The organism is Arcobacter sp. AHV-9/2010 (assembly GCF_004116575.1).
Lineage (GTDB): Bacteria > Campylobacterota > Campylobacteria > Campylobacterales > Arcobacteraceae > Aliarcobacter > Aliarcobacter skirrowii.
Genome location: NZ_PDKH01000001.1, coordinates 453,976 through 480,559 on the forward strand (window position 1 = coordinate 453,976; position 26,584 = coordinate 480,559).

Genomic DNA, 26,584 nt, shown 5'->3' on the forward strand with positions numbered 1-26,584 from the left:
TTAAGCCTTTTATTTTAAAGAATTTAAATATGCAATTAATGCAACTATTTCAGGAACTTCACCATTTGCAACAGCTTGTTTAACTTTTTCATTTCTCATTGAGTTTGCTATCTCTTGTGCCTCAGCTAAAGCAGCTTTTTTAGCTTCTTCCCAAGTTCCAAGTTTTGGCATACCATCTTGATCATATGGTGTGTTAAACACTTTTTTAATTGTTACAGCTTCTGCATATGCAGTCTCTATATCAGCTATATTATCAAATTGATGTTTATATGCTGGCATAATACTTCCAGGAACAACAGCTACTGGATCCCACATATGATTTTCATGCCAATCAGTTGTTCTATAGTTTCCAACTCTCATTAAATCTGGTCCAGTTCTTTTTGATCCCCATAAAAATGGTCTATCATAAGCATACTCACCACTTAAAGAGTACATACCATATCTATCAGTTTCTGATTTAAATGGTCTAATTAACTGTGAGTGACAAGCATTACATGAATCTTTAATATATACATGTCTTCCTGCAAGTTCCAATACAGAGTAAGGTTTTGTACCAACTGTTGGTCTACTTTGTTTTGCAAAATCTGGAATTACTTCAATAATACCTGCAAATGAAATAAATATAAATACTAGTACCGCAAAGAAAAACGGTCTTTGTTCAAACCAATGAAACATTTTTTCTCCTTTCTTAAGCAGCTACTGGAGTTGCATTTACTGGTTCTTTATCTAGTACTCTTCCACATTTAATTGTTTTATAAATGTTATATGCGAACATAAAGAATCCTATTAGATATAATAACCCACCAACTGCTCTGATTGTATAGTATGGATGTAATACAGTAACTGTATCAATGAATGAGTATACTAATGAACCATACTCATCATAAGCTCTCCACATCATACCTTGTGTAATACCAGCAATCCACATAGAAGTAAAGTATAGAACAATACCTACTGTTTGTAACCAGAATTGTGTTTCCATTAGAGATTTAGAGTATAACTCTCTTTTAAACATTCTTGGAACCATATGGAATAGTGCTGCCATAATCATAAATACAACCCATCCTAAAACTCCATCATGAACGTGTCCTGGAATCCAATCTGTAAAGTGCGCAATAGCATTTACTGATTTAATTGATTGAATTGGTCCTTCAATTGTACTTAACATATAGAATGTTGAAGCTAAAATCATAAATTTAATTAATGTATTTGTTTGTAACTGATTCCACTCACCTTTCATAGTTAAAAGCATATTAATTGCAGATCCCCATGATGGTAAAATTAGAACAACTGACATAACAGAACCCATAGTTTGCATCCAATCTGGAACAGTACTATAAATTAAGTGGTGTCCACCAGCCCATAGATAAACAAACAATAGACCCCAGAATGCTAAGATAGAAAGTTTATAAGAATAAACATTTTGTCCTGATTCTTTTGGTAAGAAGTAATAAATCATTGCAATAATTGGAGTAGTAAATACGAATGCAACAGCATTGTGTCCATACCACCATTGAACTAAAGCATCATTTGTACCTGAATACATAGAAACAGAGTGAATCCATGAACCATATCCACCTGAAGCAAAATAAGTTGGAACTTCCATATTATTAAATAGATATAACATAGCAACAGCAATAAATGTTGCAATATAATACCAAATAGAGATATATAGTGTTCTTTCTCTTCTAATTCCTATAATTCCAAAGATAGAAATACCCCATAAAACCCACCAAACAACAACTAGAATATCTAGTGGCCACTCAAGTTCTGCATACTCTTTTGATGTTGTAATACCCATAAAAAGTGTAACAACAGCTAAAAGAATTGTTATGAAATATAACCAAAAGTGTAATTTAGCAATTACCATTAAAAAAGGTGACTCTTTTAATGAAACTTTTAAAACTCTTTGTGATACATAATACCAAGTTGCGAAAATACCACTTAAAGCAAATCCAAACGCAACACCATTTGTGTGTAAAGGTCTTAATCTACTAAATGTACCGTACTCACCTGCTAGATAGTTTAGCTCTGGAAAAGCTAATTGAAAAGCAAGGACAACACCTATTGTCATACCTATGATACCAAACAATATTGTAGCAAACGTAAAATACTTAGCAACCGAGTAGTCATACTCAATTTGTGCACCGTTTTGCATCAATTTCCTCCTACAAAATTTATATACAAGTCACAAAATGTCACTCATTAGGCAAAATAATATCCAAGTGAAACTTAAAATTAACAAAAAAAATTAACAATAAATTAACGATTAGAAGGATTTTTGAAAGAAAAAATCAAGAGAAAAGTTATCTTATTTATAGGCTTTTAAAGCTTGTTCAGTTTCCCTTTTCATACTTTTTGCTTTTAAATCTTCTCTCTTATCATGTAACTTTTTACCCTGAGCTGTTGCAACTTCAACTTTTATCATATTTTTATCATTAAAATAGAGTTTTGTACAGATTAATGTTATTCCATCTTTCGTAACTTTTTCATACATTTTTGCTATCTGTTTTGAGTGAAGTAGTAGCTTCCTAGCTCTTCTTTCATCAGGTCTATATGTAGAGTGAGTTGTGCTTAAGTGCGATATATGAGCATTTAATAAAAAAACCTCACCTTTTATAATTCTTACAAAACTATCTTTTAAATTAACTCTTCCTTCTCTAATAGCTTTTACTTCACTACCTTCAAGCATAATTCCAGCCTCAAGGCTATCTAAAATTGTAAAGTCATGAAATGCTTTTTTATTTTTAAAACCTAAACTCTTTTTTACTTCTTTTTTTGCCAAACCTTATCCTTATAAAACTTTAAAAAATGAGCTTCCACTTCCACTAAAATACCAATTTTCTTTTGCATAATCTTCTAATTTTTTCTCTAAAAACAGAGCTGGAAGATATAAATCATTAGCATTTTTTATATCAAATTTTTTTAAAATATCTTTTGAATTTGTAGCAAAAAGCTCTTTAACTTCATCTTTATTTAGCTCTTTATAGAAATTTTCTCTAAATGTTTTATATATTTCTGCTGTGTTGCAAGATATTTTTGGAGTAAAAACTTCAATATTTAACACATCTTCATCAAACTTTTCAACTATCTCTCCAACTCCACTTACATTTGCACTATCATACTCATATATAAAAAAAGCTACATCTGCACCAATTTTTGAGCCAATTTTTGCTAAATCATCTTTTGATAAATTTAAATTACAATATCTATTTACCATATTTATAAATGTTGCTGCATTTGAACTTCCACCACCAAGCCCAGCAAACTCTGGAATTTTTTTATCTATTTTTACAATATGAGATTTAAAAAACTCTTTTACACAACTAAAATTTTCTAGCTCTTTATAGGCTTTATAAACTGTATTCTTCTCTAATAAACATGAAAAATCACCCTCTAAAGTAAAGCTTTCAACATCTTTTTTTATAAATGAAATAGTATCGAAAAGATTTTTTACTCTTACAAATCTTGATGCTATTAGATGATAGTTATCTCTTACTCCAACTATTTTTAAAAATATATTTACTTTTGCATATGATTTTTCAACCATTATTTTCCTTTAATTTTGGAATTTTATTTAAAATATATTTTACCTCATTTTCAACTATTTCAATAATTGAAAAAAAGTCATCAAGCTCTATTATATACTTACCATTCTTCTTTTTTTCTAAATATTCAATGCTAATTTTTTTACCAAACTCTAACCACTCTTTAGTTCCACTATATATATTTTTTTCTAAATCTATATAATCAAGTGGATTTAACTCTTTATGATTTTCAAATTTAAATTGACCTTCACTAACTCTTTTTAAATATGATAAAGTTCCAATTGAAGATATATTTTCTAAAAAAATTTGTGCTAAAGATCTAATGTAAGAGCCCTCACTAACAGTTGCTTCAAAGCTAATAAAAGGGTGGTTGTATTTTAAAAATTTAATATCAAAAACTTCCATAGTTGATTTTTTTAATTCAAAATCTTCATTTTCTCTTGCTAATTCATAAGCTTTCATTCCATTTATTTTTTTTGCACTAAATTTTGGTGGAGTATAATCAATCTCTCCTTTTATTTTTTCAAGCTCATTTTTTAAAAAAGTTTCATCAAATCTATCTACAAAATTTATATCTAAAATTCGTTCTATATCATGAGATTCAGAAGTAACTCCAAGCCAAATAACAGCTTGGTATGTTTTTGGAGTTTTTTTTAGATATTGAAATAGTTTTGCATATTGACCAAAAGCAACAATTAAACATCCAGTTGCAAAGGGATCAAGAGTTCCACTAAATCCAGCTTTTTTATTTTTAAAAGCTCTTTTAAATCTGTTTAAATAGAAGTTTGAACTAATAAACATGGGTTTATTTACTACAAAAAGTCTATTTAATTCGCCCTTTTCATAAAATCTTTTTTGCAAAAAAAATCCTTAAGCTTTTTCTACAAATGATGAGAGAATATCTCTTTTTTGTCCACCAAAATTAATTGTTAGTTTATAATCTTTTCCAGCATTTACAGCTTTTTCAACTCTTCCTTGACCAAAAATTTTATGATTTACCATATCCCCTTTTTTAAATCCAGAGCTTTTTTCTATAACTAAACTCCCTTTTACTAAACCACTCTCAATCAAAAATCTACTTTTGTTTAATTGAGTTCTTTTTCCTTTATAAAATCTTGAATGAACAAATGATAAGGTTAAATTATCCATAGCTCTTGTAAATGCTACATAACCTAATCGTCTCTCCTCTTCTAAATCAGTTCCATCTCCAATAATTGGGAAGAATCCCTCTTCAAGCCCTATAATAAAAAGGTGTTTAAACTCTAATCCTTTTGAAGCGTGAATACTCATCATACTCACAGCTTCATTTGAATACTCATCATTTTGACTCTCAAGTGCTATTTCATTTAAAAAATCTTTCAGATCTAAATGTGGATTTTGAATAAAAAAATCTCTAATATATCCATAAAACTCATCAATATTTGCTTGTCTCTCAAATCCATCTGGAAGATTATCATAAGATGCTCTATAATCAAAAGTATCTTCAAAACTATCAAGAAGTCTCATTCTTGATTCATTCATCTGCTCTCTTAAATCCAAAATTGATGCTTCAAAAACTTTGATAGTTCTTGCATTTTTTTTACCAACAACAACACTTAATTCATCTGAATTTAAATTTTGAATCATATCAAATATAGATAACTTTAGCTCATTTGCCTTTGCTTCAAGTTTATCTATTGTTGTAGCACCTATTCCTCTTTTTGGTTTATTTATAACTCTTTTAATTGAGAAGTTATCACTTAAATTTGTTAAAATTCTAAAATATGCAATTAAATCTTTAATCTCAGATCTTTCATAAAACTTCATTCCACCAACAAGTTTATAGTTAAGTCCTGCTTTATTAAATCCCTCTTCAAGAGATCTTGAAAGTGCATTTACTCTAAAAAGTATTGCTATATCTTTAGCATTTTCGCCACTTGATAATAAATCTTTAATATCATCAACTATTTTTCTTGTCTCATCATTCTCATCATTTGATTCATAAACTTTTATTGAACTTCCTTTATCTTTTGTTCCTACAAGTTTTTTTCCAAGCCTGTCACGATTGTGTTCAATTAAAAGATTTGCGTGCTGTAAAATTGTATCAGTTGATCTATAGTTTTTCTCTAGTTTTACAACTTTTGTATCATTAAAATGTTCATTAAAATTTAAAATATTTTTAATTGTTGCCCCTCGCCATCCATAAATACTTTGATCATCATCTCCAACAACGCAAATATTATTATGATTTGTACAAAGTAGCCTTAAAAGTCTATATTGAAGTTCATTTGTATCTTGATACTCATCAACCATTATATATTGGTATTTTTTACTAGTCTCTAAAGCTAATTTTTCATTATTTTTTAAAATATTATAAGGAAGCAAAAGTAAATCATCAAAATCTACAAGATTGTTTTTTAATAGATGCTCTTCATAAGATGCATAAATATCTGCTATCTCACTATAAAGCTTCCCTTGAGCTTGTGCTTTTGCCTCTATTGGAGTTATTATTGAGTTTTTATATTTTGAAATTTCACTTGATAATAGTGCTGTTGGAATCTCTTTATTTATTGATTTTAAAACTCTTCTTTTATCATCACTATCAATAATTATGAAGTTGTTTTTCCTACCCAATTCACCTATATGAAATTTTAAAAAAAGAAGACCAAACTTATGAAAAGTACAAAGTAAAGGGGGAGTATTTAAACTATTTGAATCAAGCATGCAAAAGGCCCTATCTCTCATCTCATTTGCAGCTTTATTTGTAAAAGTTAAAGTTAAAATAGATTTTGGGTCTATTCCAATTGATATTAAATAAGCTAGTCTAGTTGTAATCGTTTTTGTTTTTCCACTTCCAGCTCCAGCTAAAATTAAAAGTGGTCCATCTATATGTTGTGCTGCACTTTGTTGTGACTCATTAAGTGATATTAATAAATTTTCAGACATTTTTTTCTCCAATAAACTTAGATTATACCATAAAATTTATAAAATTATTATATCTCTTAATTATTCTATTTATAAATAAATGTTATTATTGTACCAATTTATTTTTGGAGAAAAAAATGCTTAAAGATTTTGCTAAATTAGAGACTTTTTTAACTGTAGTTAGAGAGAAGTCTTTTTCAAAAGCATCTGCAAAGCTAGGGATTTCACAACCTGCTGTAACTCAACAAATGAAGTTTATAGAAGATTATTTAGATGTTCAAATTGTTGATAGAAAGAAAAATGGTATAAGGCTTACAAAAGAGGGACAAATGCTTCACGCAATAGCCCTTAAAATAGAGAAATGTATAACTAATGCTGAAAAAGATCTGTTAAAAATAATGAATAAAAACACAGCATTTATTTTTGGTGCTAGTTTTATAATTGGAAATTATATTCTTCCTAGATTTTTAAATAATTTAAAAGATAATATTAGAAATGATGTATCTATAAATGTATCAGTCTCTCATGAGGCAATTGAAGATTTATTAGACAAAAAAATAGATATTGCTTTAGTTGAAAACTATATTGCAAATGAAGATATTGTTTATAGAGAGTGGATGGAAGATGAGATTGTTATATTTTCAAATCAAAAACTACCTCCAAAAGCAAAAGCTGAAGATTTAATATCATATAGATGGGTTTGTAGAACTCCTGGTTCTGATACTGGAACTATTTTTAAAGAGAGCCTTCAAAAAGCAAACTATCCAGATTGTGATACTTTTAATGTTACAAGTGAAGTTACAAGTGCTACAACAATAGTTCAAACTGTTTTACACTCAGATAAAAATGATATACCAACAGTTTCAATAGTTTCAAGAAATGCTATTGAGTCACTACTTAAATCGGGTGCTTTATATGAATCAAGAATTGGCAACAATAAAATGCTTAGAAAACTATATATTGCATACAGAAAAGATAGAAAAAGTGATGCATTTATAGAAAATGTTGTTGATTATTTATTAAAAGTAAAACCTTAAAAGCTAGAGTTCTAGCTTTTAAAATTAATATCGTAATTGATAAGTTATATCTCCAGCTCCAACTCCTAAAAATATCCCCTCTTCATAAGTTTTGATGATTTTATCATCTTTTATAAGCTCAATTTTTCCTTTGTAAGATACTACTCTATCTGCAAAAATTGGATTATAAGAGGCAAACTCTTTTTCTAAATTCAAATCAAGTTTTTTCTCACCAGCAACTTTCCAAATAGGTAAAATTATCAACTCATCACATCTTCTAAAACACTTTTTAAAACCTTCTAGATTATCAGCAGTTCTACTATATTTATGTGGTTGCCAAAGAACTATTCTATTGTTAAAATTTGTTAAGTTGTCATATAACTCAACTGATTTCATAGTTGCTTCAATCTCTGTTGGATGATGAGCATAATCATCAATAACTACAAATTTATCATTTGATTGAACAATATCAAATCTCTTTTTAATACCTTTATAGTTTAAAAGATTTTTTCTAATTGTCTCAATATCAAGCTCATTTAAAGCAGCCAAAATTGCCAAAGAGGCATTTGAAGCTATATGAAATCCAAATCCCCAAACCTCAAATTCTCCATAATCTTTTAGAGTAAATTTTGTACAAGGTTCTCCATCTTTTAAAGTGTAGCAAAGATTTTTTATATCTTTTGATGGATAAAGATATGTTGCATCCTCAATTTTTAATTTAGCAATATCTTTATCTTCACCATTTACAACTCTTTTTTTTGCCAAAGAGATAAATTTTTCATATGATTCATAAAATTTATCATAATCATAAGAATAATACTCCATATGCTCAGGCTCAGCATTTGTAACAATTGCACAATATGGATTTGAAAGTAAAAAAGATGCATCACTCTCATCTGCTTCAAATACAACTGTTTTATCTACATATCTAAAGTTACTTCCAAACTCTTTTGAAATTGCTCCAATTAAAGTGCTACTTTGAAGTATTGTTGCTAAAATTGCAGTTGTAGTTGATTTTCCATGAGCTCCTGCAACACAATAGTTTTTCTTATCCCCTAAAATAATTGGTAGTGCCTCTTTTCTACTTAAAGTTCTTATTTGCTTAAGTCTTGCCTCTATAAGTTCAGGGTTCTCATCTGTTACAGCTGCTGAATAAATTACCAAATCCAAATCTTTTGTTATATTTTTAGCATCTTGTGGACAAGATATTTTAATACCCTCATTTATTAGCTCTTTTATAATTGGTGAACTTTTAACATCACTTCCACTAACACTATGCCCATCAAAATTTAAAAATCTAGCTAAGGCAGAAAGACCAATTCCCCCAATTCCAATAAAATGAACTCTCATATTTTCCCCTCTTAATCTTCTGAAATAGGTATTAAAATTTGATTAAATTTATACATATCAAATGCTACTAAATCACTATTTGTATAGATAATTTTAAAGAAATTTCTCTTTTTAAACATAATATCTTTTAAAGGAAGTACTTGTAAAATATTTTTCTGTTTTCTTAACTCTCTAATTGGATTTTTATCGCCACTTTCTATTTCAATCTTTTCATTAAATACTTTTGCAATATTCTCAAAATGGTTTAATAAATTCTCTTGATTATCTTTTTGTCCAATTGGATCGTGATTAAATACTTTTGCTTTAAGTTTTAATTGACTAGCTAAATCAAAAACAATTGGAGCAATCTGTTCATAAGATAGATAATCATTTAAAACAACTCCAATATTTTTTGATGATCTTAAATTCTCTTCACCTTTTTTGTACATTGGAAGTTTTATACAATCTAATTTTTTAAGCATTTTTTTGTCTTTAAACATAGAAGGGCTTGGTGCAATAAGTCCAATATTATACTTTCTACTATCCTCTTTAAATAAATCTTCAAAACCTTTATTTGCATAATCTATATGCAAAACTATTGTAGGAAAATTTCTTAATTCATTTTTTATAAGTGTCATTATTTTTGGTGTAGTTGGTCTTGTAACTCTTACAATTAATAAAGAGTTTTTTAATTTCTCATTTAAAAATTTAGTATCTCTTAAAATATGTTTTACACTAAGTTCATCTTCTAAATATAGATCAAGATATAAATATATATTATTTCCAAAAGGCATTGGAAATTGACCTTGAGTTTTTCCAATTACATTGTAAATATTCATCAATACAGATGGTTTTCCAATTACAAGGATTATATCGTTTGGTTTTAAAACTAAACTTCTTTTTAATTCCACCAATTTTTGATTTCTATAAAGACCAAAAATTCTCCAATCTTTTTGCTCTAAAGTAGCAATTGATTTATAAGCATAAGAGCTTCCAAATGGAATTTTAATCTCCATAATTTCACCCTGCTTTAGTCCAATATTTTGAGCAAGAACAGGAATATTTGGTAATCTTTCAACCATTCCATTAGCAAGTACATCTATACCTTTATATATATGAACCATTGGATCTTTTAAACTAATTCCCCAATAATCCAATATTGTGATTTGAAGATTCTTTTTATACTCTCTAATTATTTTTATAGTACTTAGCATCTCATCTTTTGAGTTTAATGCCATCAAAACTTCACTATGAATATCTTTATCTAAAACCATTGATAATTTAGAGCTAGAAGTGGGGTCAAACTTATAAAATGTAAAATTTGCAGGCTTATGAATTGGTAAAATTACATCATTCATATATACGACATCGTAGCTATTATCGCCCGTATTTGACTCTACAATTCTTTGTAAAAGCTTCTTTGCAACAATACCATCAAGTATAATTAATATTTTTTTCATGGGCAAAATTATATCTTAAAAAGTTTAATAGTAGATTTTGGATAGAATCTATTTTTTATTAATTTAAAACAAAATCCTAATTTACAAAAAAGGTTTATAATATTTATGGAATTTAAAATAGATGCAACTTCAAAAGGTGCAAGAGCTTGTACAATTAAAACAGCTCATAGCACTATCTTAACTCCTGTTTTTATGCCAGTTGGTACTCAAGGAACTGTAAAAGCTCTTGATGCAAACGATATGCTAGAGCTTGGAGCAAAAATAATCTTAGGAAATACTTATCACTTATATTTAAGACCTGGAAGCAAACTAATCAAAAAATTTGGAGGACTTCATGGTTTTTCAAAATTTCCAAACTCTTTTTTAACAGATAGCGGAGGTTTTCAAGCATTTTCACTAAGTTCAAACTCAAAACCAGATGAAAATGGAATTATGTTTAAATCTCACATAGATGGTAGCCGTCACTACTTTACACCAAAAAGTGTTTTAGATACACAATATGATTTAAATAGCGATATTATGATGATTTTAGATGATTTAGTAGCACTTCCAAATACAAAAGAGAGAATTGCTAAATCAATTGAAAGAACTACAAAATGGGCAAAAGAAGCTATTGAATATCACATGGAGCAAAAATCTCGTGGTATTGGAACACATCAGAATATTTTTGCAATTATTCAAGGTGGAACAGATAAAGAGTTTAGAAAACAAAGTGCCCAACAACTTTGTGCCCTAAGTGATTATGATGGTTTTGCAATTGGTGGATTAAGCGTTGGTGAACCAAATGAACTTATGTATGAAACTGTAGAGTGGACAACTCAATTTATGCCAAAAGAAAAACCCAGATATCTTATGGGAGTTGGAACACCTGAGGATTTAATAGAAAATATCGAGCGTGGTGTTGATATGTTTGATTGTGTAATGCCTACAAGAAATGCAAGAAATGGAACACTATTTACAAGTTTTGGAAGATTAAATATCAAAAAAGCAGAGTTTAAAGAAGATATTAAACCAATAGATGAGAGTTGCTCTTGTTATACTTGTAAGAATTTTACACGAGCTTATTTAAATCATCTTTTAAGAGCTGGTGAAATAACTTATTTTAGATTGGCTTCTATACACAATATCTATTACTATTTAGATTTAATGAAACAAGCAAGAGAGGCTATTTTAAAAGATAATTGGGTGGAATTTAAAAAAGATTTTTATGCTAAAAGAGGCTAATAAACTTTTTTTTGATAAAATACTTACTTTAAGATAAAGGAAAAATATGTCAAATATTATTGTAGATGATAATTTAATAACAAGATTAGAAAAACTCTCTAGTGTAAAGATAGAAGATGATAAAAAAGAGCAGTTAAAAAGTGATATCTCTCAAATGCTTGAGTTTGTAAACAACTTAAATGAAGTTGATGTTTCAAATGTTGAGGCAATTTCAAGTGTAATTGAGGGCGGAACACCTTTTAGAGAAGATGTTGCAGTTTCAAGTAAAGAGATATCTAATACTATTTTAAAAAATGCACCAAAAAGTGAAGATAACTACTTTGTAGTTCCAAAAATTATAGAGTAAAAAATGATAAAAGTTTATGGAATAAAAACTTGCGGTAGTGTGCGAAATGCTTTGAAATTTTTCAAAGACAACAATATAGAAGTTGATTTTGTAGATTTTAAAACTACAAAAATAGATTTAGAAACTGTTAAAAAATGGTCACAAAAAGTTGATATAAATATACTTTTTAACTCAAAAGGTACTAAATACAAAACTATGAATTTAAAAGAGTTAAATCTTGATGAGCAAGGTAAAAAAGAGTATCTTGCAAATGAACCTATGCTTTTTAAAAGACCAGTTATAGAGTATGGTGATAAACTTATAGTTGCTTGGAATGAAGAGGAGTATAAGAAGATTTTTTTATAAATCTTCTTAGCTCTTATTTTCTAGCCTCTTTTAGAGTTTCAGCTATCATAAATGATAACTCTAAAGCTTGGTCAGCATTTAGTCTTGGATCACATTGAGTGTGGTATCTACTTGCTAAATCACTCTCTTTAATAGCTGAAGATCTACTTCCTGTACACTCTGTTACATTTTGTCCTGTCATTTCAAGATGAATTCCACCTGCATATGAACCTTGAGCTTTATGAATTTGGAAGAACTGTTTTACTTCACCCAAAATTGCTTCAAAATCTCTTGTTTTATATCCATTTTCAGCTTTTATTGTATTTCCATGCATTGGATCACTTGACCATAAAACTTTTCTACCCTCTTTTTCAACTCTTGCTAAAAGTTTTGGGAAATATTCAGCTATTTTTTCATTACCCATTCTTACAATTAAATTTAATCTTCCAGCTTCATTTTGTGGATTTAAAGCATCAATTAGTTTAATTAGCTCATCCTCTTTCATAGATGGACCAACTTTACAACCAATTGGATTTTTAATTCCTCTAAAATACTCAATATGTGCACCATCAAGCTCTCTTGTTCTATCTCCAATCCAAAGCATATGAGCAGAGCAGTTAAACCAATCACCAGTGATTGAATCTCTTCTTGTAAGTGCCTCTTCATAGTTTAGTAAAAGTGCTTCATGAGAAGTAAACAGTGTTGTTTGGTTTAGCTGAGGAGTGTTTTCACTTGTAATTCCACAAGCTTTCATAAATGCTAAACTCTCACTAATTTTATTTGCTATCTCTTCATATTTTGCACCTAAAGTGTTATCTTTAACAAAATCTAAATTCCATAAATGAACCTGATTTAAATCAGCCATTCCACCTCTTGAAAATGCTCGTAAAAGGTTCATTGTAGCTGCACTTTGATTATATGCTTTTAATAGTTTTTTTGCTTTTGGCTCTCTTGCATCAAGAGTAAAATCCATATCATTTATGATATCTCCTCTATATGATGGAAGACTAAGACCATTTATCTCTTCAAAATCAGCACTTCTTGGTTTTGCAAATTGTCCAGCGACTCTTCCAACTTTTACAACAGGACAACCACCTGAAAATGTTAATACAACTGCCATTTGCATAATTACTTTAAATAGATCTTTTATGTTTTGTGCATTAAAAGAGCTAAAACTCTCAGCACAATCTCCACCTTGAAGTAAAAATGCCTCACCATTTACAACTTTTGCAAGTTGTTTTTTTAAACTTAATGCTTCACCAGCAAAAATCAAAGGAGGATAACTAGCTATCTCTTGTTCAACCTCTTTTAAAGTTTTTATATCATTATATGTTGGTTGTTGCTTTATAGGAAACTCTCTCCAGCTACTTGGGCTCCAATTTTTCATATCTATTACCTTTTTATTTATTATTAATGGAAAAATTTTATCCAATATATCTTAATATTAAATTAATTTTTAACTTTTTCTAAAAGCTCTTTAAATGATACTTTAAAAGCTTCAAGCCCATCATTTAAAAGTTTGTTAGATATTTTATCTGCATTGAAACCATTTTTATCTAACAATTCTAAAAATGCATCACACTCGGCTTCAGAGATTAAAACCGAAGGCTCTTTTTTACCAATTTCAAGCCACGCTTCAATAGTAGCAAGAGGTGCTGTATTTACACTATTTGGATATATTAAATTATCAACATAATAGCTAGGGCTTAGTTCATTACCTTTTACACCAGTACTTGCAAAAAGAGTTCTTATATTTTTATTTTCAAACTTTTCAACTATATGGTAACACTTTGTTGCATTTATAATTCCAAGTTTAGAGTGTGGCAGACCTTTTATGATTAAATCACTATCAATTTCTCTATCAAATCTTGAAACAAATACAGAAATAACAGCTTTTATATCTTTATTTGAAGCTTTTATTCCCTCATCAAGTGCCATTGCACACATTTTTGCTTGTTCTTGTGAAAAAACCAAAGTAGCATTTACATGAATTCCTCTACTTGTAAGCTCTCTCATTGCAATATAACCAGCTTGTGTTGCTGGGATTTTTATCATAACATTATCAGAGTGTAAAGCTTTGTGAATTCTTAATCCCTCTTCAATAGTTCCAGAAGCATCATCACACAAAAGTGGATCAACCTCTATTGATATAAATCCATTGTTATTGTTTTTTTTATAAAGTGGCTCTAAAAGTTCAGCAGCTCTTCTTATATCTGTAAAAGCAAGCTCTTCATATATTGCTTTATTCTCATTTGCTTGAAGCATTAAAAGTTGTTGTTTATATGCACCTGAACTTTTAATTGATGATTCAAAAATAGCTGGATTTGATGTTGCACCTTTTATTGTTCCATCATTTATAATCTCTTGAAATCTATTTTCTAAAAAATCTCTCTCAATAAAATCACACCAAATTGAGTAATTTATCTCTTCAAACTCTTTCATCTCTTAAGCCTTTATATAATCTAAAATTTTTGTTAAATCTTTTGTATCAACAATTATATTTGCCTCTTTTTTAAGTATATCTTTTGCACAAAAAGCAACTTTTTTATCAGCCTCTTTAAACATACTTAAATCATTTGCACCATCTCCACAAACCAATGTATCCTCTTTTGATATTTTTAAAAGACCTTGAAGTCTTTGTATCATATCTCCTTTTGAGTAACCAAACATCATATCACCACCAACAAGCCCTGTTAAAACTCCATCTTTTTGGTGTAAAATGTTTGAAAAATCTGCATCAAGTCCTAATTTATCTTTAGCAGGTGATGTTCCTAATCTAAATCCACCACTAAAGCAAACAACTTTATAATTCATTTTTTGTAACTCTTTTACAATCTCTTTTGAACCTGGCATTAAAGGAAGATTTGCACAAATATCAACTACTTTTTTATAATCCATTCCCTTTAAAAGTGCTACTCTTTGAATTAAAGATTCAAAAAAATCCAATCTTCCACTCATAGCCTCTTCAGTTATCTTTTTTACTTCACTTCCAATTCCAAACTCATCTGCTAGAAAATCTATAGTTTCTCCATCCATAAGTGTTGAATCAAAATCAAAAACTGCTAATTTCATAAATATCCTAAAACTTTAAATATTAAAGGGTATAATATTAGCCAAATTTAACTAAATAGTTTAAAAAGGAAAGCTTTTTTATGTTTGAAACACTAATTTCTAAACTTCAAGATGGTAAATACTTAACACTTGAAACAACACCTCAACACGAACCATCAATGCACAATATTGTAGAAAAAATCAAAAAATTTAAAATAGATTCAAAAGTAGATGGATTTACTTGTACAGATAATCCACTAGCTAAATTAAAATATAACTCACTTTTTGCAGCATTAAAACTTCAAACAGAGTTTAAAAAACCAGTAATTGCAACAATGACAATGAGAGATAGAAATAAAATAGCTTTACAATCAGATTTGCTAGGAGCAAATGATTTTGATATTAGAGCAATTTTAGCTCTTACAGGAGATCCTGCAAAAATGAGTGATCAGCCAAATAGTAAAGGTGTTTTTGAAGCAAACTCTTTAATGCTTTTAAAGATGATTAAATCTTTTAACTATGGTATGGATTTTGCTGGTAGGCCTTTTAAAATAGAACCAAAACAGATATTTCCATTTGCAGTTGTAAACTCTTATGCTAAAAACTTTGGGAGTTTGGAAAAAAAGATGAATTTAAAGATTCAAAACGGTGCTGTTGGAGTTATAACTCAACCTGTTTTTGATATTGAAAATGTAAAAAAACTACTTGAAAGCTTTGAAATTGCAAAAGAGAATGTAGAAGGTGATAAGAAAAAATCACAACTAATACTTGGACTCTTTCCTATTACAAAACTAAGAACTGCGCTATTTTTATCTGCACAAGTTCCAGGGATTCATGTTCCTCAATTTTGGATTGATGAGCTAGAACGAGCTCACAGTATTAGCGAAGAAGAGGAGTATAAAGTTGGAATGCGCTTGAGTAAAAATCTATTTAAAGAGATTAATAAAATTCATCCAAAAATTCATCTAATGACTGCAAACAATAAATTTGAAGTAGCAAGTGAGATTTTAGATTGAGATTAGCTTCAATTGATGTTGGTCTAAAAAGAGTTGGTGTTGCAATTTCACTTATGAGTGATATTGTAACTCCACAAAATGCCATTATTAGAAAAAATAGAAATCAAGCTGCTCTTGAAGTAAATAATTTTTTAAAAGAGTGGCAAATTGAAAAACTAATTATTGGACTTCCAAGCTCAAATATAGATACTCAAAACAGAATAAAACACTTCACAAATTTACTAGAACTTAAAATTCCTTTTGAATTCCAAGAAGAAAATCTTAGCTCAATAGAGGCAAAAGAGCTTATGAAGGGTGAAGTAAAACAAGTAAGAGATGGAAGAATCGACTCAATTGCTGCAAAAATAATTTTAGAAAGATATATAAATTTAAGTAAAATAAAATAATTAAAAAAGGAGAGCTTATGAATTTTACATTTAATGCTTACTATACACTAATTGCTGCTGTTATAATTTTGCTTATTGGTAAATTTTTGGTAAATAAAATTGAATTTTTAAGAAGATATAATATCCCTGAACCAGTTGCTGGAGGACTTGTAGCAGCTACAATTTCTACTTTTATATATAATTTTTGGGGTCATAGTATAACAACTAGTAGTGAACTTCAAACAAGTTTTATGCTTATATTTTTTATATCAATTGGACTTAGTGCAAATTTTGTAAAACTAAAAGAGGGTGGAAAATCTCTTTTAGTTTTTCTTTTTGTAGTTTCTGGTTTTATTATTATTCAAAACTTTGTTGGAATATCTCTTGCTACACTATTAGGAATTGATCCACTTATTGGTCTTATTGCTGGTTCTATTTCACTAACTGGTGGGCATGGAACTGCTGGTGCTTGGGGCGAAATTTTAGAGACAGAATATGCAATTGAAGGAGCCATGGCTTTAGGAATGGCAGCTGCTACTTTTGGTCTTGTAATGGGTGGAATAATTGGTGGACCATTGGCAAAATTTTTAATAAATAGATATAAACTTGCTAATGAAAAATCTAGAAAACAAGATGACTCAAAGAATGAGAAAGTAATTGATGAATTTGTTCCTTTTGAGTATCCTCAAGAAGTAAGATTAATCACTACAAATAGTGCAATATCAACTTTAGCTCTATTTGCAGCTTGTTTAGCATTTTCTGATTTTATGACAAACTTTGCAAAAGGAAGCGCATTTGAACTACCTACTTTTGTTTGGGCACTTGCAGGTGGTGTAATTTTAAGAAATGTTTTAGAAAATATTTTAAAAATTGAGATTTTTGATAGGGCAATTGATGTTTTTGGAAATGCTTCATTATCTTTATATTTAGCAATGGCTCTACTTTCACTTAAACTTTGGCAACTATCAAATCTAGCTGGTGCTTTAACTGTGATTTTAGTTTCACAAGTTTTGATTATGATTTTATATGCATATTTTGTAACATTTAGAACTATGGGTAAAAATTATGATGCAAGTGTTTTAGCAGCTGGTCATTGTGGTTTTGGTTTAGGAGCAACTCCAACAGCAGTTGCAAATATGCAAGCAATTACAAATATGTATGGCTCTTCTCATAAAGCATTTTTAATAGTTCCACTTTGTGGAGCATTTTTTGTAGATTTAATAAATGCTACAGTTATACAAACAATTTTAAAATTTTTTGGATAAATTAATTAGATAGTTTTTTACTGTGTTGTGGATTAATCAGGAGAGATTTCGGGGAACTCCACAACACAAACTCTTTTTTAGAGTAGATTATTTTATCATCTTTGATAAAATAATATTTTGATTTAAGTCAATTATTTTTTACTATTTACTACAACTGCTATTGCAAAACCACCATCGTGAGTAATACTTAAAGATGATTTTTTTATCTTAAACTTTTTTCTTAAATCTTTACTATACTTTATCTTTGGAGCACCATTTTCATCTTTTTTTATTTTAATATCATCAAATGAACAAATCTCTCCAATTCCAGTACCAATAGCTTTACTAGCAGCCTCTTTTGCAGCCCAAAATCCAGCTGCAGTTTGAGGAGATTTTACAAGTTTTTTTTCATCTTCACATAAAAATCTATCATAAAACTTATCTCCAAACTTTTCGTACATCTTTTTTATTCTATCAATACTAACTATATCAATACCTATCATTTAATCCTATCTTTTGTATAATCTATGTTATGAATCTATTTTTAAAAAAATTATTATACATTATTATTATGCTATTTATTATTAGCCTAATATCATTTATTGCAATAAATTTAGCTCCTAACTCATTTTTTGCAAGTGGTGAGCTAAATCCAAATATAACACCTGAAGCAATTGAGGAGTTGAAAAAAATTTATGGACTTGATAAACCACTATATATTCAATTTTTTTCGTGGGTTTACTCAATTTTACAACTAGATTTTGGAATATCTTTTTCAAGTGGATCTACTGTAAAAGATGAGATTTTAAGCAGAATTCCAATTACTTTAACAATAAATATAATCTCTATGATTTTAGTATTTATAATAAGTTTATATCTTGGAATAAAAGCTGCTATGAAAAAAGAGTCAATTTTTGATAGGTTTACAAAACAGCTATCGCTCTTAAGCTTCTCTATGCCCTCTTTCTATTTAGCACTTATTTTAGTTTTAATTTTCTCTATACAATTTGAACTTTTTCCAATAGCTGGACTTCATAGTGTAGGAAATGATGGAAGCTTTAACTACTATTTAGATTTTGCTTGGCATTTAGTTCTACCTATTTTTATAATAGTTTTTGGTGGAATTGGAAGTCTGATTTTATATATTAGAGCTTTAACAATTGAGATTTTAAAAAGTGATTATATATTTTTTGCACGCGCTAGAGGCTTAGATAATAAAAAAATATTAAGATACTATATTTTACCAAACTTATATCCACCTGTTATTACACTTTTAGGACTTTCACTTCCAGGAGTTATTGGTGGAAGTGTAATTTTAGAGACAATATTTTCAATAGATGGAATGGGATTGCTATTTTATCAAAGTGCTTTAAGCCACGATTACCCTGTAATAATGGGAATACTTATAATTGGAGCATTTTTAACACTTATTGGAAATATGCTTGCTGATTTAGTTTTATTAAAATTAAATCCAAACTACAACGAAAAATAAAAATCATAAAAAGGAAAAAGTATTGCAAATAGTTAAAACTGTTGAAGAGTTAAAAAATATTAGAAAAAATTTAAGTGGAAAAATTGGATTTGTACCAACAATGGGTGCTTTACACGATGGACATATCTCTTTAATAAAAAATGCAAGAGATAATAACGATATAGTTATAGTATCTATTTTTGTAAATCCTACACAATTTTTAAAAGGTGAAGATTTAGATAAGTATCCAAGAAAAGAGGAAGCTGATATCAAAATCTGTCAAATGTGTAAAGTTGATTATCTGTTTATGCCAAATATAAATACTATGTATGAAGATGATGAAGTTTTAATTAAAGCTCCTATTAATAGTTATGTCTTAGAAGGATTTACAAGACCTGGGCATTTTGATGGCGTTTTACAAGTTGTTTTAAAATTGTTTAATCTTACACTTCCTACAAATGCATATTTTGGTAAAAAAGATGCTCAACAATTAACACTAATTCAACAGATGGTAAAAAATCTATTTTTACCTATAAATATAGTTCCTTGCGATATTGTTAGAGAAAATAGTGGTTTGGCTCTTAGTTCTAGAAATGTATATTTAACTCTAAATCAAAAAGAAGAAGCTCTTAAAATTTCAAAATCAATCTATATGGCTGGAAATTTAATTGCAAAAGGGGAGCGAGATTCTAAAGTAGTAAAAGATAAAATTTATGAAGTTTTAAATGGTCTTGATGTTGAGTATGTAAAAGTTGTTGATAGAAAATTTAATGAAATAGAGACAATAGAACAATCAAATACAATTATTTTAGTAGTTGTAAGATTTGAAAATATAAGACTTCTTGACAATATTTGGATGTGAGATTCAATAATAAACTAAAAAGAGTAGTAGTTCTACTCTTTTATAAATTTTCAACTTATTAATTTATGCTCTTATATGTTAAAATCCAAAAAAATTATAAAATATTGGATAAATATATATGAAATTTAGTAAAAAAAAACCTACAAAAAAGCTTCATATGGTAAGCCTTGGATGTACAAAAAATCTTGTAGATAGTGAAGTAATGCTAGGTAGGCTTAAAGATTATGAAATAACAGATGATGCACAAAATGCTGATTTAATTATAGTAAATACATGTGGATTTATAGATAGTGCAAAAGAGGAGAGCTTAAATACAATTTTAAACCTACACGAAGATAGAAAAAAAGAGTCTGTTTTGGTTATGGCTGGATGTTTAAGCCAAAGATATCAAGGAGAACTTCAAAAAGAGTTGCCTGAAATTGATATTTTCACAGGTGTTGGAGATTATGACAAAATTGATAAATTGGTTCATGAAAAAAGAAGTAGCTTTTCAAATGAAGTTTTTCTTGCAAATGATGAAAATGAGAGGGTTATTACTGGTTCTAATTTTCATGCCTATGTAAAACTAAGCGAAGGTTGCAACCAAGCATGTTCTTTTTGTGCAATTCCATCATTTAAAGGAAAACTTCACTCAAGAACTTTAGAATCACTTGTAAAAGAGCTTACAAACCTAGTTAAGAAAGGCTTTAAAGATTTCTCTTTTGTATCACAAGACTCATCTTCATACTTAAGAGATTTAGGATTTAATGATGGATTAGAGCAGTTAATTGATGCAGTTGAAAAAATAGATGGTGTTAAAACAGCTAGAATCTTATATCTATATCCAAGTACAACTACTTTTAATTTAATAGATAAAATTGCAGACTCTAAAGTATTTGTAAACTATTTTGATATGCCTCTTCAACATATATCACAAAATATGTTAAAGATTATGAAAAGAGGAAAAGGTTCTGAAAAGTTAATTGAACTAATGAACTATATGAAATCAAAACCAAACTCATTTGTAAGAACTACATTTATTGCAGGGCATCCAGGTGAGAGTGAAGAAGATTTTGAAGAGCTTTGTGAGTTTGTTGAAAACTTTGGATTTGATAGATCAAATGTATTCTCTTATTCAGATGAAGAGGGAACATCTGCACAAACAAGAGTTGATAAGATAGAGCAAGAGTTAATAGATGAAAGAGCTTCTATTTTAGGAGAAATTATCTCTAATACAACTCTAAAATCTTTAGAAAATGATATTGGTAAAACTTTTGAGGTATATATTAGTGGCGAAAGTGATGAGCATGAGTATCTACTAAGTGCTAGAAAAACTATTTGGGCTCCTGAAATTGATGGTGAAATATATATCAATGATAATGAAAATGATGAAAAAATTGTATTTGGTGATATTTATGAAGTTTTAATAACTGATATAGCTGGTGATAAATTACTAGCTAAAATAATTAAAAAAGTATGAATTTAGATTTTTTAGAAATTAAAAATAGTAAAAATCTTTTAGCATTTTCAGCTGGAATTGATTCTACTGCACTTTTTTTTCTACTTTTAAATTCAAATATACCTTTTGATATTGCTATTGTTGATTACAATATAAGAGAGCAATCAAAAGAAGAAGTAGCTTATGCTCAAGAATTAGCAAAAAAATTCAATAAAAAAATATATATAAAAAGCATATCTTTAAAAAATTTATCAAATTTTGAAAAACAAGCAAGAGATGTAAGATACACTTTTTTTGAAGATATTATAAGGGATAACTCTTATGAATTTCTAATCACAGCTCATCAATTAAATGATAAATTTGAGTGGTTTTTAATGCAATTAAGTCGTGGTGCTGGATTAATTGAACTTTTAGGAATGAGCAAATTTGAAGATAAAGAATTTTATAAAATCTATCGACCTTTACTTAATATTTCAAAAGATGAACTTATATCTTATCTTCATAGTGAGAATATAAAATATTTTGTAGATGAATCAAATATAGATGAAAAATATAGAAGAAACTACTTTAGAAACAGTTTCTCAAACTCTTTTTTAAAAGAGTTTAAAGATGGTGTAAAAAATAGTTTTGAATTTTTACACAATGATTTAAAATCACTAAATATAGATTTTAATCCAATTAAAAAAATTTATGAATTAGAAATTTTCAAAAACCAAAATGATAATAATTTAAATCTAAGAGTTATTGATAAATCTTTAAAGAAAAGAGGTGTTTTAATATCATCTTCACAAAGAGATGAGATTATAAAACAAAAAGAACTTACAGTAGCTCATAAAATAAATATTGCTATTACAGAAAATTATATTTTTATAGCTCCAAAAATAAAAACAGATATGTCAAAAGATTTTAAAGAAAGATGTAGAGTTAAAAAGTTACCAAAAAATATTAGAGAGTATATTTTTATTAAAAATATAGATTTAAATGATTTAATTTTTTAAAAAACTCTTCATTTTTTTAAGATTATTTAAATCTTGCCTAGCTATCTCTTTTTGCTCTTTTAAAAAGTTCAGATTTACAAAAAAAAGCTCTTCAAATCTTTTTAAATCATCAAGTTTTAAATCTAAATCTTCTATTTTATTATTTTTGAAATTATCTTGATACCAAGATACTATAGCATCAGCTTTTTCATAAGAATCAAGTGAATTAATATAGTTTAATTCACTCAAAAGTTTTAAAGACCAGTCTCTTCTTTCCATGCGTCAATCATTCCTTGAACAACTTTTATAACTTGATTGATTTTATTTATATTATCATCAACTCCAGCACTAAATAGCGTCTCTATTTGGTATAAATATAATCCATCTAAGTAGTAAGCAACTTCTCCACCATCAAAGTCAAGTACATTTCTAAGTTCATCAAAAATTGCAATAGATTTATTTATATATGTAAATTTTTTCTCAATATCTCCATCATTTATAGCACTTTTTGCAAATGATAAATACTTTATTATTCCTTCATATAACTTTAAAACCAATGCATAAGGGTCATCTGTTACAGCATTTTGTTGATTATATAATTCAATCCCCATAAATTTTAACTCCAGCTAACAATTTTTTTTGAGTATATTATATATTTGCTTAAATAGAGGATGTTAAATTATCCTCTATTTTGAAGCAACTGATTGTTGTATCATCATTTTTAAACCTGAAAACGATGCTTCCATTTGATTTATAATAACTCCATAAGATGCAAACTGTTGTGCCATTGTTGCATATCTGCTATCAAGAGTTTTTTCAGCACTCTCTTTATCTTTTTTCAAACTCTCTTCTCTTGAAATCATATTTATTTCATAATCAATCAAACTCTTTTTAACACCACTAATACTAATTACCTCATCAATAGATGTTGCTATACCTTTTTTATCAGGAGTTCCTGCAAAAAGTGCTTCTAAATCAGCTGTTCCATTTTTTGTTGAATTTTCGAAATCTTTTTGATTAAAAAGTAGATTTCCATTTTTTTCATCAAGTGAGAATCCAAAATTAAAAATTGAGCTTGAACCAGCTCCTGAACCAAATAGTTCATTTTTAATATTTGCTAATATATCTCTTAAAGCACCTTTATTATCAATACTAGATTCACTACTATAAATCTCATTTTCAATTGCAGCTCTTAAATCATTGTATTTATCTGCAAAATCTTTCATCTGTGCAGCCAAAGATGAAGTGTCATTATCAATGTTTATTGTTGAATCAGCACTCTCTTTAGTTACAGTTATCTTAAGTCCATCAATTGTAATAGTATTTGAACTAGATGAATAATTAACTCCATCTGCTCTAAGTTCCATATCTTGAGCTTTTAAAACATTGTTTGCAACATCATCATAAGCAAAATGGCTTAAAGCATTTGCATCTGAACCTGTAAAATCTATTTTGTTTGCAAGACCTGTTTCACTACTTTTAATAGATACTCTAAATTCTCCAGCTGAATTTTCAACCAAAGAGGCTTGAACTCCATCTATTTTATTAATCTCTTTTACTATATCCTTATAAGATTTACCATTTGTATCAATAGTTGTCCCATTTATAGTTAAATTTCCTTGGTCAACTAAAGTATCTTTTGTTACTGTTGTTCCATCAAACAAACCTGATTGCCAAACATCTTTTTGTGCTAATTTATCAACTTGAACTCTCATAGAACCATTTTTCAATAAATTTAAATCTGGAGCATCAAATATAACACCATCTCCCATTACACTTGCACTTTTTTGATTAAAAGCATTAACAGAAGTTGTTTGATTTAAAGAGAACAATTTAATAGCAGATAGAAGTTCTTCAACTTTTGTAGATATATTTGTTATAGCTTCTCGCTCTAAATCAAATTTCTCTAATTTCTTTTCAATTGGCTCAACTGTTGCTTTTCTATCAACAGCTTTTAATTTTTCAAGCATATCACTATTTAATGCTCCTGCTTGTCCTTGTCCTAATCCTAAAATTCCTTCAGCCATTTTAAACTCCTTTTATTGGGTTATCTCTTCATACCAAGAAGAGTTTGTATCATACTATCAACTGCAGTAATTACTTGTGCATTTGCACTAAAAGAGGCTTGAAATCTCATCAAATCAAGCATCTGTTCATCACTATCAACCTTTACAACTTTATTGTAAGCCTCTCCTAAATTTTGAGCTATTGAATCTTGAACTTCAAAAGAGTAAGCGGCTTCTTCTTTGCTTGTTGATAAACCAACTTTTAATGTTCTATAAAATTCAACAAATGATGTAGAGTTATCATCATTTGGATCTTGAGCTCCTCCACCAAAAGATATATCGCTTTTCCACTGTAAAGTTGCAAGATAATCAACATTTTGTTGATTTAGATAATTAACTTGATTAGTGTTAAATTTTAAATCTTTTACACTACTTCCACTAAATAGATTTAAGTTTATAATATCTCCACCATTTTGTGGAAATGGTGGATTATTATAAGCATCAGAAGCATCTTTACCATAAATATAATCTTCACTTCCAACTCTTATATATGCTGAATAAGTATCAGATAAGGTTTGTGCTATTGAATCAAGTCTATCTAAGTAACTTTGGAATTTATTATTTGGATTTGAACTTGCCAAATTCTCAACTTGGGCTTTCATACTTCCACTTTTTAACTCTAGTTTATCTTCATAAATAGTTAAAATTGTATCGCTAACAGCATTTTGACTTGTTTTATCATTATTGTAAATTACTTCTCTAGCAGTTATGTCAGCACCTGCTTTTCTCTCTACACTAAATCTTCCTTCAAACTCTCCTGCAAGTCCATCAATATTTGATTCAATTCTTAGATAATTATCACTATTTGGATAAATTGAAACACTTTTTCCATTTTCATCTTTTACATATTCACCATTGTATGCTGTTACTAGTTTATTCATATTTTCATCTTGATTTATCTTTACCATAAATGCTCTAGTTATATTATCATTTGTAACAACCACAGCTGTTGGAACACCGTTTGGATCACCATCCCAATTTCCTAAAATAGTTTCACCAATTCTAACACTAACTGAAAATTCATTATTTAACTTATAAGTTATAACATCATCTGTCCCATAAGGTGCTTTAGGAGTAAAATCAGAATTATATTTTAAAGAGTCATAAACAGTAGTCGAACCATCACTATTTTGTTTTATATAATTAAATCTATCTATTTGTTTTTCATGAATATCACTTACATTAATCTCTTTTTCAAATACATCATTGCTAAGTGCTACAACTCCACCTATTTTTATCTCATAAAATCCAGAATCTCTACTTATATCTGCATCAACAAATTTTACTAATTTTGATTCAAGATGATCTCTTTTATCTAACAAATCATTTACAGAGCCTGAATATTTTGATATTTTATTATTTATATCAGCTATCTCTTTTAAAATAGCATTTACCTCTTTAACATCTGTTTTTAACTCTTGCTTCTCAATTACAGCTTGTTTTTCAACACTTGAATATAAATTTTTTAAATCCTCAACAATTGCAACTCCTTGAGTCTGCATATGGTTTTTATAAACCTCAGAATTAGGATTTGTTCTTAAGTTTTCAACTGATTGAAAATATTTATTCAAACTTATTGAAAATCCACTATTATCTGTTTCAGTAAAGATTTTTTCTACGCCACCAAGCATATTTGATAATTTATCATAGTAGCTTACTTTTGTATTTTCATTTAAAAATTTATCATACATATATTGAGATGTTGTTCTACTAATTCCATCAAAACTAACACCCTGTCCTGTTAAGTGAACTCCATTAATTCTAACTTCACTTAAATCAGCAACTCTTTTTTTATAACCAGGAGTATTTGCATTGGCTTGGTTATTACCAACATTCTCAATACCATATTTTGAAGCATTAAGTCCAGATTGAGAAACATATAATGTTGAAAACATTTTTACTCCTTTAAATTAGCTCATTATCGCATTACATTTCTTAAAATT

At 28.4% G+C, this 26,584-nt stretch carries 27 protein-coding genes; 11 read left to right on the top strand and 16 right to left on the bottom strand.

Annotated elements, in window-relative coordinates; genetic code table 11:
- Positions 1-9 precede the first annotated feature (9 nt).
- The 6 genes from ccoO to CRU94_RS02425 form a co-directional block, all read right to left on the bottom strand.
- Positions 10-675 carry a cytochrome-c oxidase, cbb3-type subunit II gene (gene ccoO / locus CRU94_RS02400; RefSeq protein ID WP_129105227.1) on the bottom strand — a complete coding sequence of 222 codons (666 nt, stop codon included), beginning with the start codon at positions 673-675 and terminating at the stop codon, positions 10-12.
- 13 nt (positions 676-688) lie between these two features.
- A complete protein-coding gene (gene ccoN / locus CRU94_RS02405; RefSeq protein WP_066162873.1) occupies positions 689-2,158 on the bottom strand; it encodes a cytochrome-c oxidase, cbb3-type subunit I in 1,470 nt (489 codons plus the stop codon).
- 153 nt (positions 2,159-2,311) lie between these two features.
- Positions 2,312-2,785: an SsrA-binding protein SmpB gene (smpB, locus tag CRU94_RS02410; protein WP_129105228.1), complete on the bottom strand. Its 474-nt coding sequence runs from the start codon at positions 2,783-2,785 to the stop codon at positions 2,312-2,314.
- 9 nt (positions 2,786-2,794) lie between these two features.
- The gene (locus CRU94_RS02415; protein ID WP_258237358.1) at positions 2,795-3,550 is read right to left on the bottom strand and encodes a 4-(cytidine 5'-diphospho)-2-C-methyl-D-erythritol kinase; all 756 of its coding nucleotides are present in this window, start codon (positions 3,548-3,550) and stop codon (positions 2,795-2,797) included.
- Positions 3,543-4,409, bottom strand: coding sequence for a tRNA pseudouridine(55) synthase TruB (truB, locus tag CRU94_RS02420; protein WP_129105230.1), 867 nt, complete (start codon positions 4,407-4,409; stop codon positions 3,543-3,545). Before truB ends, CRU94_RS02415 begins: the two co-directional genes overlap by 8 nt.
- A gap of 9 nt (positions 4,410-4,418) precedes the next feature.
- A complete protein-coding gene (locus CRU94_RS02425) occupies positions 4,419-6,473 on the bottom strand; it encodes an ATP-dependent helicase (protein WP_129105231.1) in 2,055 nt (684 codons plus the stop codon).
- Between the two features lie 116 nt (positions 6,474-6,589).
- Here CRU94_RS02425 and CRU94_RS02430 point away from each other — a divergent pair, with 116 nt between their 5' ends.
- Positions 6,590-7,489, top strand: a complete 900-nt coding sequence (locus CRU94_RS02430) for a LysR family transcriptional regulator (protein ID WP_066409570.1) — start codon at positions 6,590-6,592, stop codon at positions 7,487-7,489.
- Positions 7,490-7,513: 24 nt separating this feature from the next.
- On the opposite strand, the gene murC is transcribed toward CRU94_RS02430, so the two are convergent.
- Positions 7,514-8,818: a UDP-N-acetylmuramate--L-alanine ligase gene (gene murC, locus CRU94_RS02435; protein WP_129105232.1), complete on the bottom strand. Its 1,305-nt coding sequence runs from the start codon at positions 8,816-8,818 to the stop codon at positions 7,514-7,516.
- Positions 8,819-8,829: 11 nt separating this feature from the next.
- Positions 8,830-10,257 (bottom strand): COG3400 family protein, encoded by a 1,428-nt coding sequence (locus tag CRU94_RS02440; RefSeq protein ID WP_258237360.1) that lies wholly within the window; start codon positions 10,255-10,257, stop codon positions 8,830-8,832.
- A 105-nt stretch (positions 10,258-10,362) separates the two neighbouring features.
- Here CRU94_RS02440 and tgt point away from each other — a divergent pair, with 105 nt between their 5' ends.
- The 3 genes from tgt to CRU94_RS02455 are packed head-to-tail and all read left to right on the top strand — an operon-like array spanning position 10,363 to position 12,172.
- Complete coding sequence (tgt, locus tag CRU94_RS02445; RefSeq protein WP_129105234.1) at positions 10,363-11,481, top strand: tRNA guanosine(34) transglycosylase Tgt; 1,119 nt, start codon at positions 10,363-10,365, stop codon at positions 11,479-11,481.
- Positions 11,482-11,536: 55 nt separating this feature from the next.
- A complete protein-coding gene (gene gatC / locus CRU94_RS02450; protein ID WP_129105469.1) occupies positions 11,537-11,827 on the top strand; it encodes an Asp-tRNA(Asn)/Glu-tRNA(Gln) amidotransferase subunit GatC in 291 nt (96 codons plus the stop codon).
- Between the two features lie 3 nt (positions 11,828-11,830).
- On the top strand, positions 11,831-12,172 hold the full coding sequence (locus CRU94_RS02455; RefSeq protein ID WP_129105235.1) for an arsenate reductase family protein: 342 nt from the start codon (positions 11,831-11,833) through the stop codon (positions 12,170-12,172).
- Positions 12,173-12,185: 13 nt separating this feature from the next.
- Here the strand turns inward: CRU94_RS02455 and CRU94_RS02460 are convergent, their stop codons facing one another.
- The 3 genes from CRU94_RS02460 to serB all read right to left on the bottom strand — a co-directional run bounded on the left by CRU94_RS02460 (position 12,186) and on the right by serB (position 15,223).
- Positions 12,186-13,538 (bottom strand): class II 3-deoxy-7-phosphoheptulonate synthase, encoded by a 1,353-nt coding sequence (locus tag CRU94_RS02460; protein ID WP_129105236.1) that lies wholly within the window; start codon positions 13,536-13,538, stop codon positions 12,186-12,188.
- A gap of 62 nt (positions 13,539-13,600) precedes the next feature.
- The gene (locus CRU94_RS02465; RefSeq protein WP_129105237.1) at positions 13,601-14,593 is read right to left on the bottom strand and encodes a transaldolase; all 993 of its coding nucleotides are present in this window, start codon (positions 14,591-14,593) and stop codon (positions 13,601-13,603) included.
- Positions 14,594-14,596: 3 nt separating this feature from the next.
- Entirely contained in the window at positions 14,597-15,223 is a 627-nt protein-coding gene (gene serB / locus CRU94_RS02470; protein ID WP_129105238.1) for a phosphoserine phosphatase SerB, read from the bottom strand.
- A gap of 80 nt (positions 15,224-15,303) precedes the next feature.
- On the opposite strand from serB, the gene CRU94_RS02475 reads away from it, so the two are divergent.
- The 3 genes from CRU94_RS02475 to gltS are packed head-to-tail and all read left to right on the top strand — an operon-like array spanning position 15,304 to position 17,848.
- Positions 15,304-16,218 (top strand): methylenetetrahydrofolate reductase, encoded by a 915-nt coding sequence (locus CRU94_RS02475; protein WP_129105239.1) that lies wholly within the window; start codon positions 15,304-15,306, stop codon positions 16,216-16,218.
- Positions 16,215-16,604, top strand: coding sequence for a Holliday junction resolvase RuvX (gene ruvX, locus CRU94_RS02480; RefSeq protein ID WP_129105240.1), 390 nt, complete (start codon positions 16,215-16,217; stop codon positions 16,602-16,604). The genes CRU94_RS02475 and ruvX overlap by 4 nt, the downstream gene beginning before the upstream one ends.
- Before the next feature lie 17 nt (positions 16,605-16,621).
- Positions 16,622-17,848, top strand: coding sequence for a sodium/glutamate symporter (gltS, locus tag CRU94_RS02485; RefSeq protein WP_129105241.1), 1,227 nt, complete (start codon positions 16,622-16,624; stop codon positions 17,846-17,848).
- 131 nt (positions 17,849-17,979) lie between these two features.
- On the opposite strand, the gene acpS is transcribed toward gltS, so the two are convergent.
- A complete protein-coding gene (gene acpS, locus CRU94_RS02490) occupies positions 17,980-18,330 on the bottom strand; it encodes a holo-ACP synthase (protein WP_129105242.1) in 351 nt (116 codons plus the stop codon).
- Between the two features lie 29 nt (positions 18,331-18,359).
- Here acpS and CRU94_RS02495 point away from each other — a divergent pair, with 29 nt between their 5' ends.
- The 4 genes from CRU94_RS02495 (at position 18,360) to tilS (ending at position 22,596) form a co-directional block, all read left to right on the top strand.
- Positions 18,360-19,319, top strand: coding sequence for an ABC transporter permease (locus tag CRU94_RS02495; RefSeq protein ID WP_129105243.1), 960 nt, complete (start codon positions 18,360-18,362; stop codon positions 19,317-19,319).
- A 22-nt stretch (positions 19,320-19,341) separates the two neighbouring features.
- Positions 19,342-20,160, top strand: a complete 819-nt coding sequence (gene panC, locus CRU94_RS02500) for a pantoate--beta-alanine ligase (RefSeq protein WP_129105244.1) — start codon at positions 19,342-19,344, stop codon at positions 20,158-20,160.
- Between the two features lie 118 nt (positions 20,161-20,278).
- The gene (gene rimO, locus CRU94_RS02505) at positions 20,279-21,619 is read left to right on the top strand and encodes a 30S ribosomal protein S12 methylthiotransferase RimO (RefSeq protein ID WP_129105245.1); all 1,341 of its coding nucleotides are present in this window, start codon (positions 20,279-20,281) and stop codon (positions 21,617-21,619) included.
- The gene (tilS, locus tag CRU94_RS02510; RefSeq protein WP_129105246.1) at positions 21,616-22,596 is read left to right on the top strand and encodes a tRNA lysidine(34) synthetase TilS; all 981 of its coding nucleotides are present in this window, start codon (positions 21,616-21,618) and stop codon (positions 22,594-22,596) included. The genes rimO and tilS overlap by 4 nt, the downstream gene beginning before the upstream one ends.
- Here the strand turns inward: tilS and CRU94_RS02515 are convergent.
- The 4 genes from CRU94_RS02515 to CRU94_RS02530 all read right to left on the bottom strand — a co-directional run bounded on the left by CRU94_RS02515 (position 22,585) and on the right by CRU94_RS02530 (position 26,536).
- The gene (locus tag CRU94_RS02515) at positions 22,585-22,854 is read right to left on the bottom strand and encodes a hypothetical protein (RefSeq protein WP_129105247.1); all 270 of its coding nucleotides are present in this window, start codon (positions 22,852-22,854) and stop codon (positions 22,585-22,587) included. The two genes, tilS and CRU94_RS02515, sit on opposite strands and share 12 nt — an antisense overlap.
- A complete protein-coding gene (gene fliS / locus CRU94_RS02520; protein WP_066162934.1) occupies positions 22,830-23,186 on the bottom strand; it encodes a flagellar export chaperone FliS in 357 nt (118 codons plus the stop codon). Before fliS ends, CRU94_RS02515 begins: the two co-directional genes overlap by 25 nt.
- A 75-nt stretch (positions 23,187-23,261) precedes the next feature.
- Positions 23,262-24,602 carry a flagellar filament capping protein FliD gene (gene fliD, locus CRU94_RS02525; protein ID WP_129105248.1) on the bottom strand — a complete coding sequence of 447 codons (1,341 nt, stop codon included), beginning with the start codon at positions 24,600-24,602 and terminating at the stop codon, positions 23,262-23,264.
- Between the two features lie 20 nt (positions 24,603-24,622).
- Positions 24,623-26,536 (bottom strand): FlgK family flagellar hook-associated protein, encoded by a 1,914-nt coding sequence (locus CRU94_RS02530; protein WP_129105249.1) that lies wholly within the window; start codon positions 26,534-26,536, stop codon positions 24,623-24,625.
- Positions 26,537-26,584: the final 48 nt, after the last annotated feature.

What these genes read in the sequence shown, in the direction of transcription:
- ccoO (WP_129105227.1), bottom strand. Translation starts at nt 675, where the DNA reads ATGTTTCATTGGTTTGAACAAAGACCGTTTTTCTTTGCGGTACTAGTA.
- ccoN (WP_066162873.1), bottom strand. Translation starts at nt 2,158, where the DNA reads ATGCAAAACGGTGCACAAATTGAGTATGACTACTCGGTTGCTAAGTAT.
- CRU94_RS02415 (WP_258237358.1), bottom strand. Translation starts at nt 3,550, where the DNA reads ATGGTTGAAAAATCATATGCAAAAGTAAATATATTTTTAAAAATAGTT.
- CRU94_RS02425 (WP_129105231.1), bottom strand. Translation starts at nt 6,473, where the DNA reads ATGTCTGAAAATTTATTAATATCACTTAATGAGTCACAACAAAGTGCA.
- CRU94_RS02430 (WP_066409570.1), top strand. Translation starts at nt 6,590, where the DNA reads ATGCTTAAAGATTTTGCTAAATTAGAGACTTTTTTAACTGTAGTTAGA.
- murC (WP_129105232.1), bottom strand. Translation starts at nt 8,818, where the DNA reads ATGAGAGTTCATTTTATTGGAATTGGGGGAATTGGTCTTTCTGCCTTA.
- CRU94_RS02440 (WP_258237360.1), bottom strand. Translation starts at nt 10,257, where the DNA reads ATGAAAAAAATATTAATTATACTTGATGGTATTGTTGCAAAGAAGCTT.
- tgt (WP_129105234.1), top strand. Translation starts at nt 10,363, where the DNA reads ATGGAATTTAAAATAGATGCAACTTCAAAAGGTGCAAGAGCTTGTACA.
- CRU94_RS02455 (WP_129105235.1), top strand. Translation starts at nt 11,831, where the DNA reads ATGATAAAAGTTTATGGAATAAAAACTTGCGGTAGTGTGCGAAATGCT.
- CRU94_RS02460 (WP_129105236.1), bottom strand. Translation starts at nt 13,538, where the DNA reads ATGAAAAATTGGAGCCCAAGTAGCTGGAGAGAGTTTCCTATAAAGCAA.
- CRU94_RS02465 (WP_129105237.1), bottom strand. Translation starts at nt 14,593, where the DNA reads ATGAAAGAGTTTGAAGAGATAAATTACTCAATTTGGTGTGATTTTATT.
- serB (WP_129105238.1), bottom strand. Translation starts at nt 15,223, where the DNA reads ATGAAATTAGCAGTTTTTGATTTTGATTCAACACTTATGGATGGAGAA.
- CRU94_RS02475 (WP_129105239.1), top strand. Translation starts at nt 15,304, where the DNA reads ATGTTTGAAACACTAATTTCTAAACTTCAAGATGGTAAATACTTAACA.
- gltS (WP_129105241.1), top strand. Translation starts at nt 16,622, where the DNA reads ATGAATTTTACATTTAATGCTTACTATACACTAATTGCTGCTGTTATA.
- acpS (WP_129105242.1), bottom strand. Translation starts at nt 18,330, where the DNA reads ATGATAGGTATTGATATAGTTAGTATTGATAGAATAAAAAAGATGTAC.
- CRU94_RS02495 (WP_129105243.1), top strand. Translation starts at nt 18,360, where the DNA reads ATGAATCTATTTTTAAAAAAATTATTATACATTATTATTATGCTATTT.
- rimO (WP_129105245.1), top strand. Translation starts at nt 20,279, where the DNA reads ATGAAATTTAGTAAAAAAAAACCTACAAAAAAGCTTCATATGGTAAGC.
- tilS (WP_129105246.1), top strand. Translation starts at nt 21,616, where the DNA reads ATGAATTTAGATTTTTTAGAAATTAAAAATAGTAAAAATCTTTTAGCA.
- CRU94_RS02515 (WP_129105247.1), bottom strand. Translation starts at nt 22,854, where the DNA reads ATGGAAAGAAGAGACTGGTCTTTAAAACTTTTGAGTGAATTAAACTAT.
- fliS (WP_066162934.1), bottom strand. Translation starts at nt 23,186, where the DNA reads ATGGGGATTGAATTATATAATCAACAAAATGCTGTAACAGATGACCCT.
- fliD (WP_129105248.1), bottom strand. Translation starts at nt 24,602, where the DNA reads ATGGCTGAAGGAATTTTAGGATTAGGACAAGGACAAGCAGGAGCATTA.
- CRU94_RS02530 (WP_129105249.1), bottom strand. Translation starts at nt 26,536, where the DNA reads ATGTTTTCAACATTATATGTTTCTCAATCTGGACTTAATGCTTCAAAA.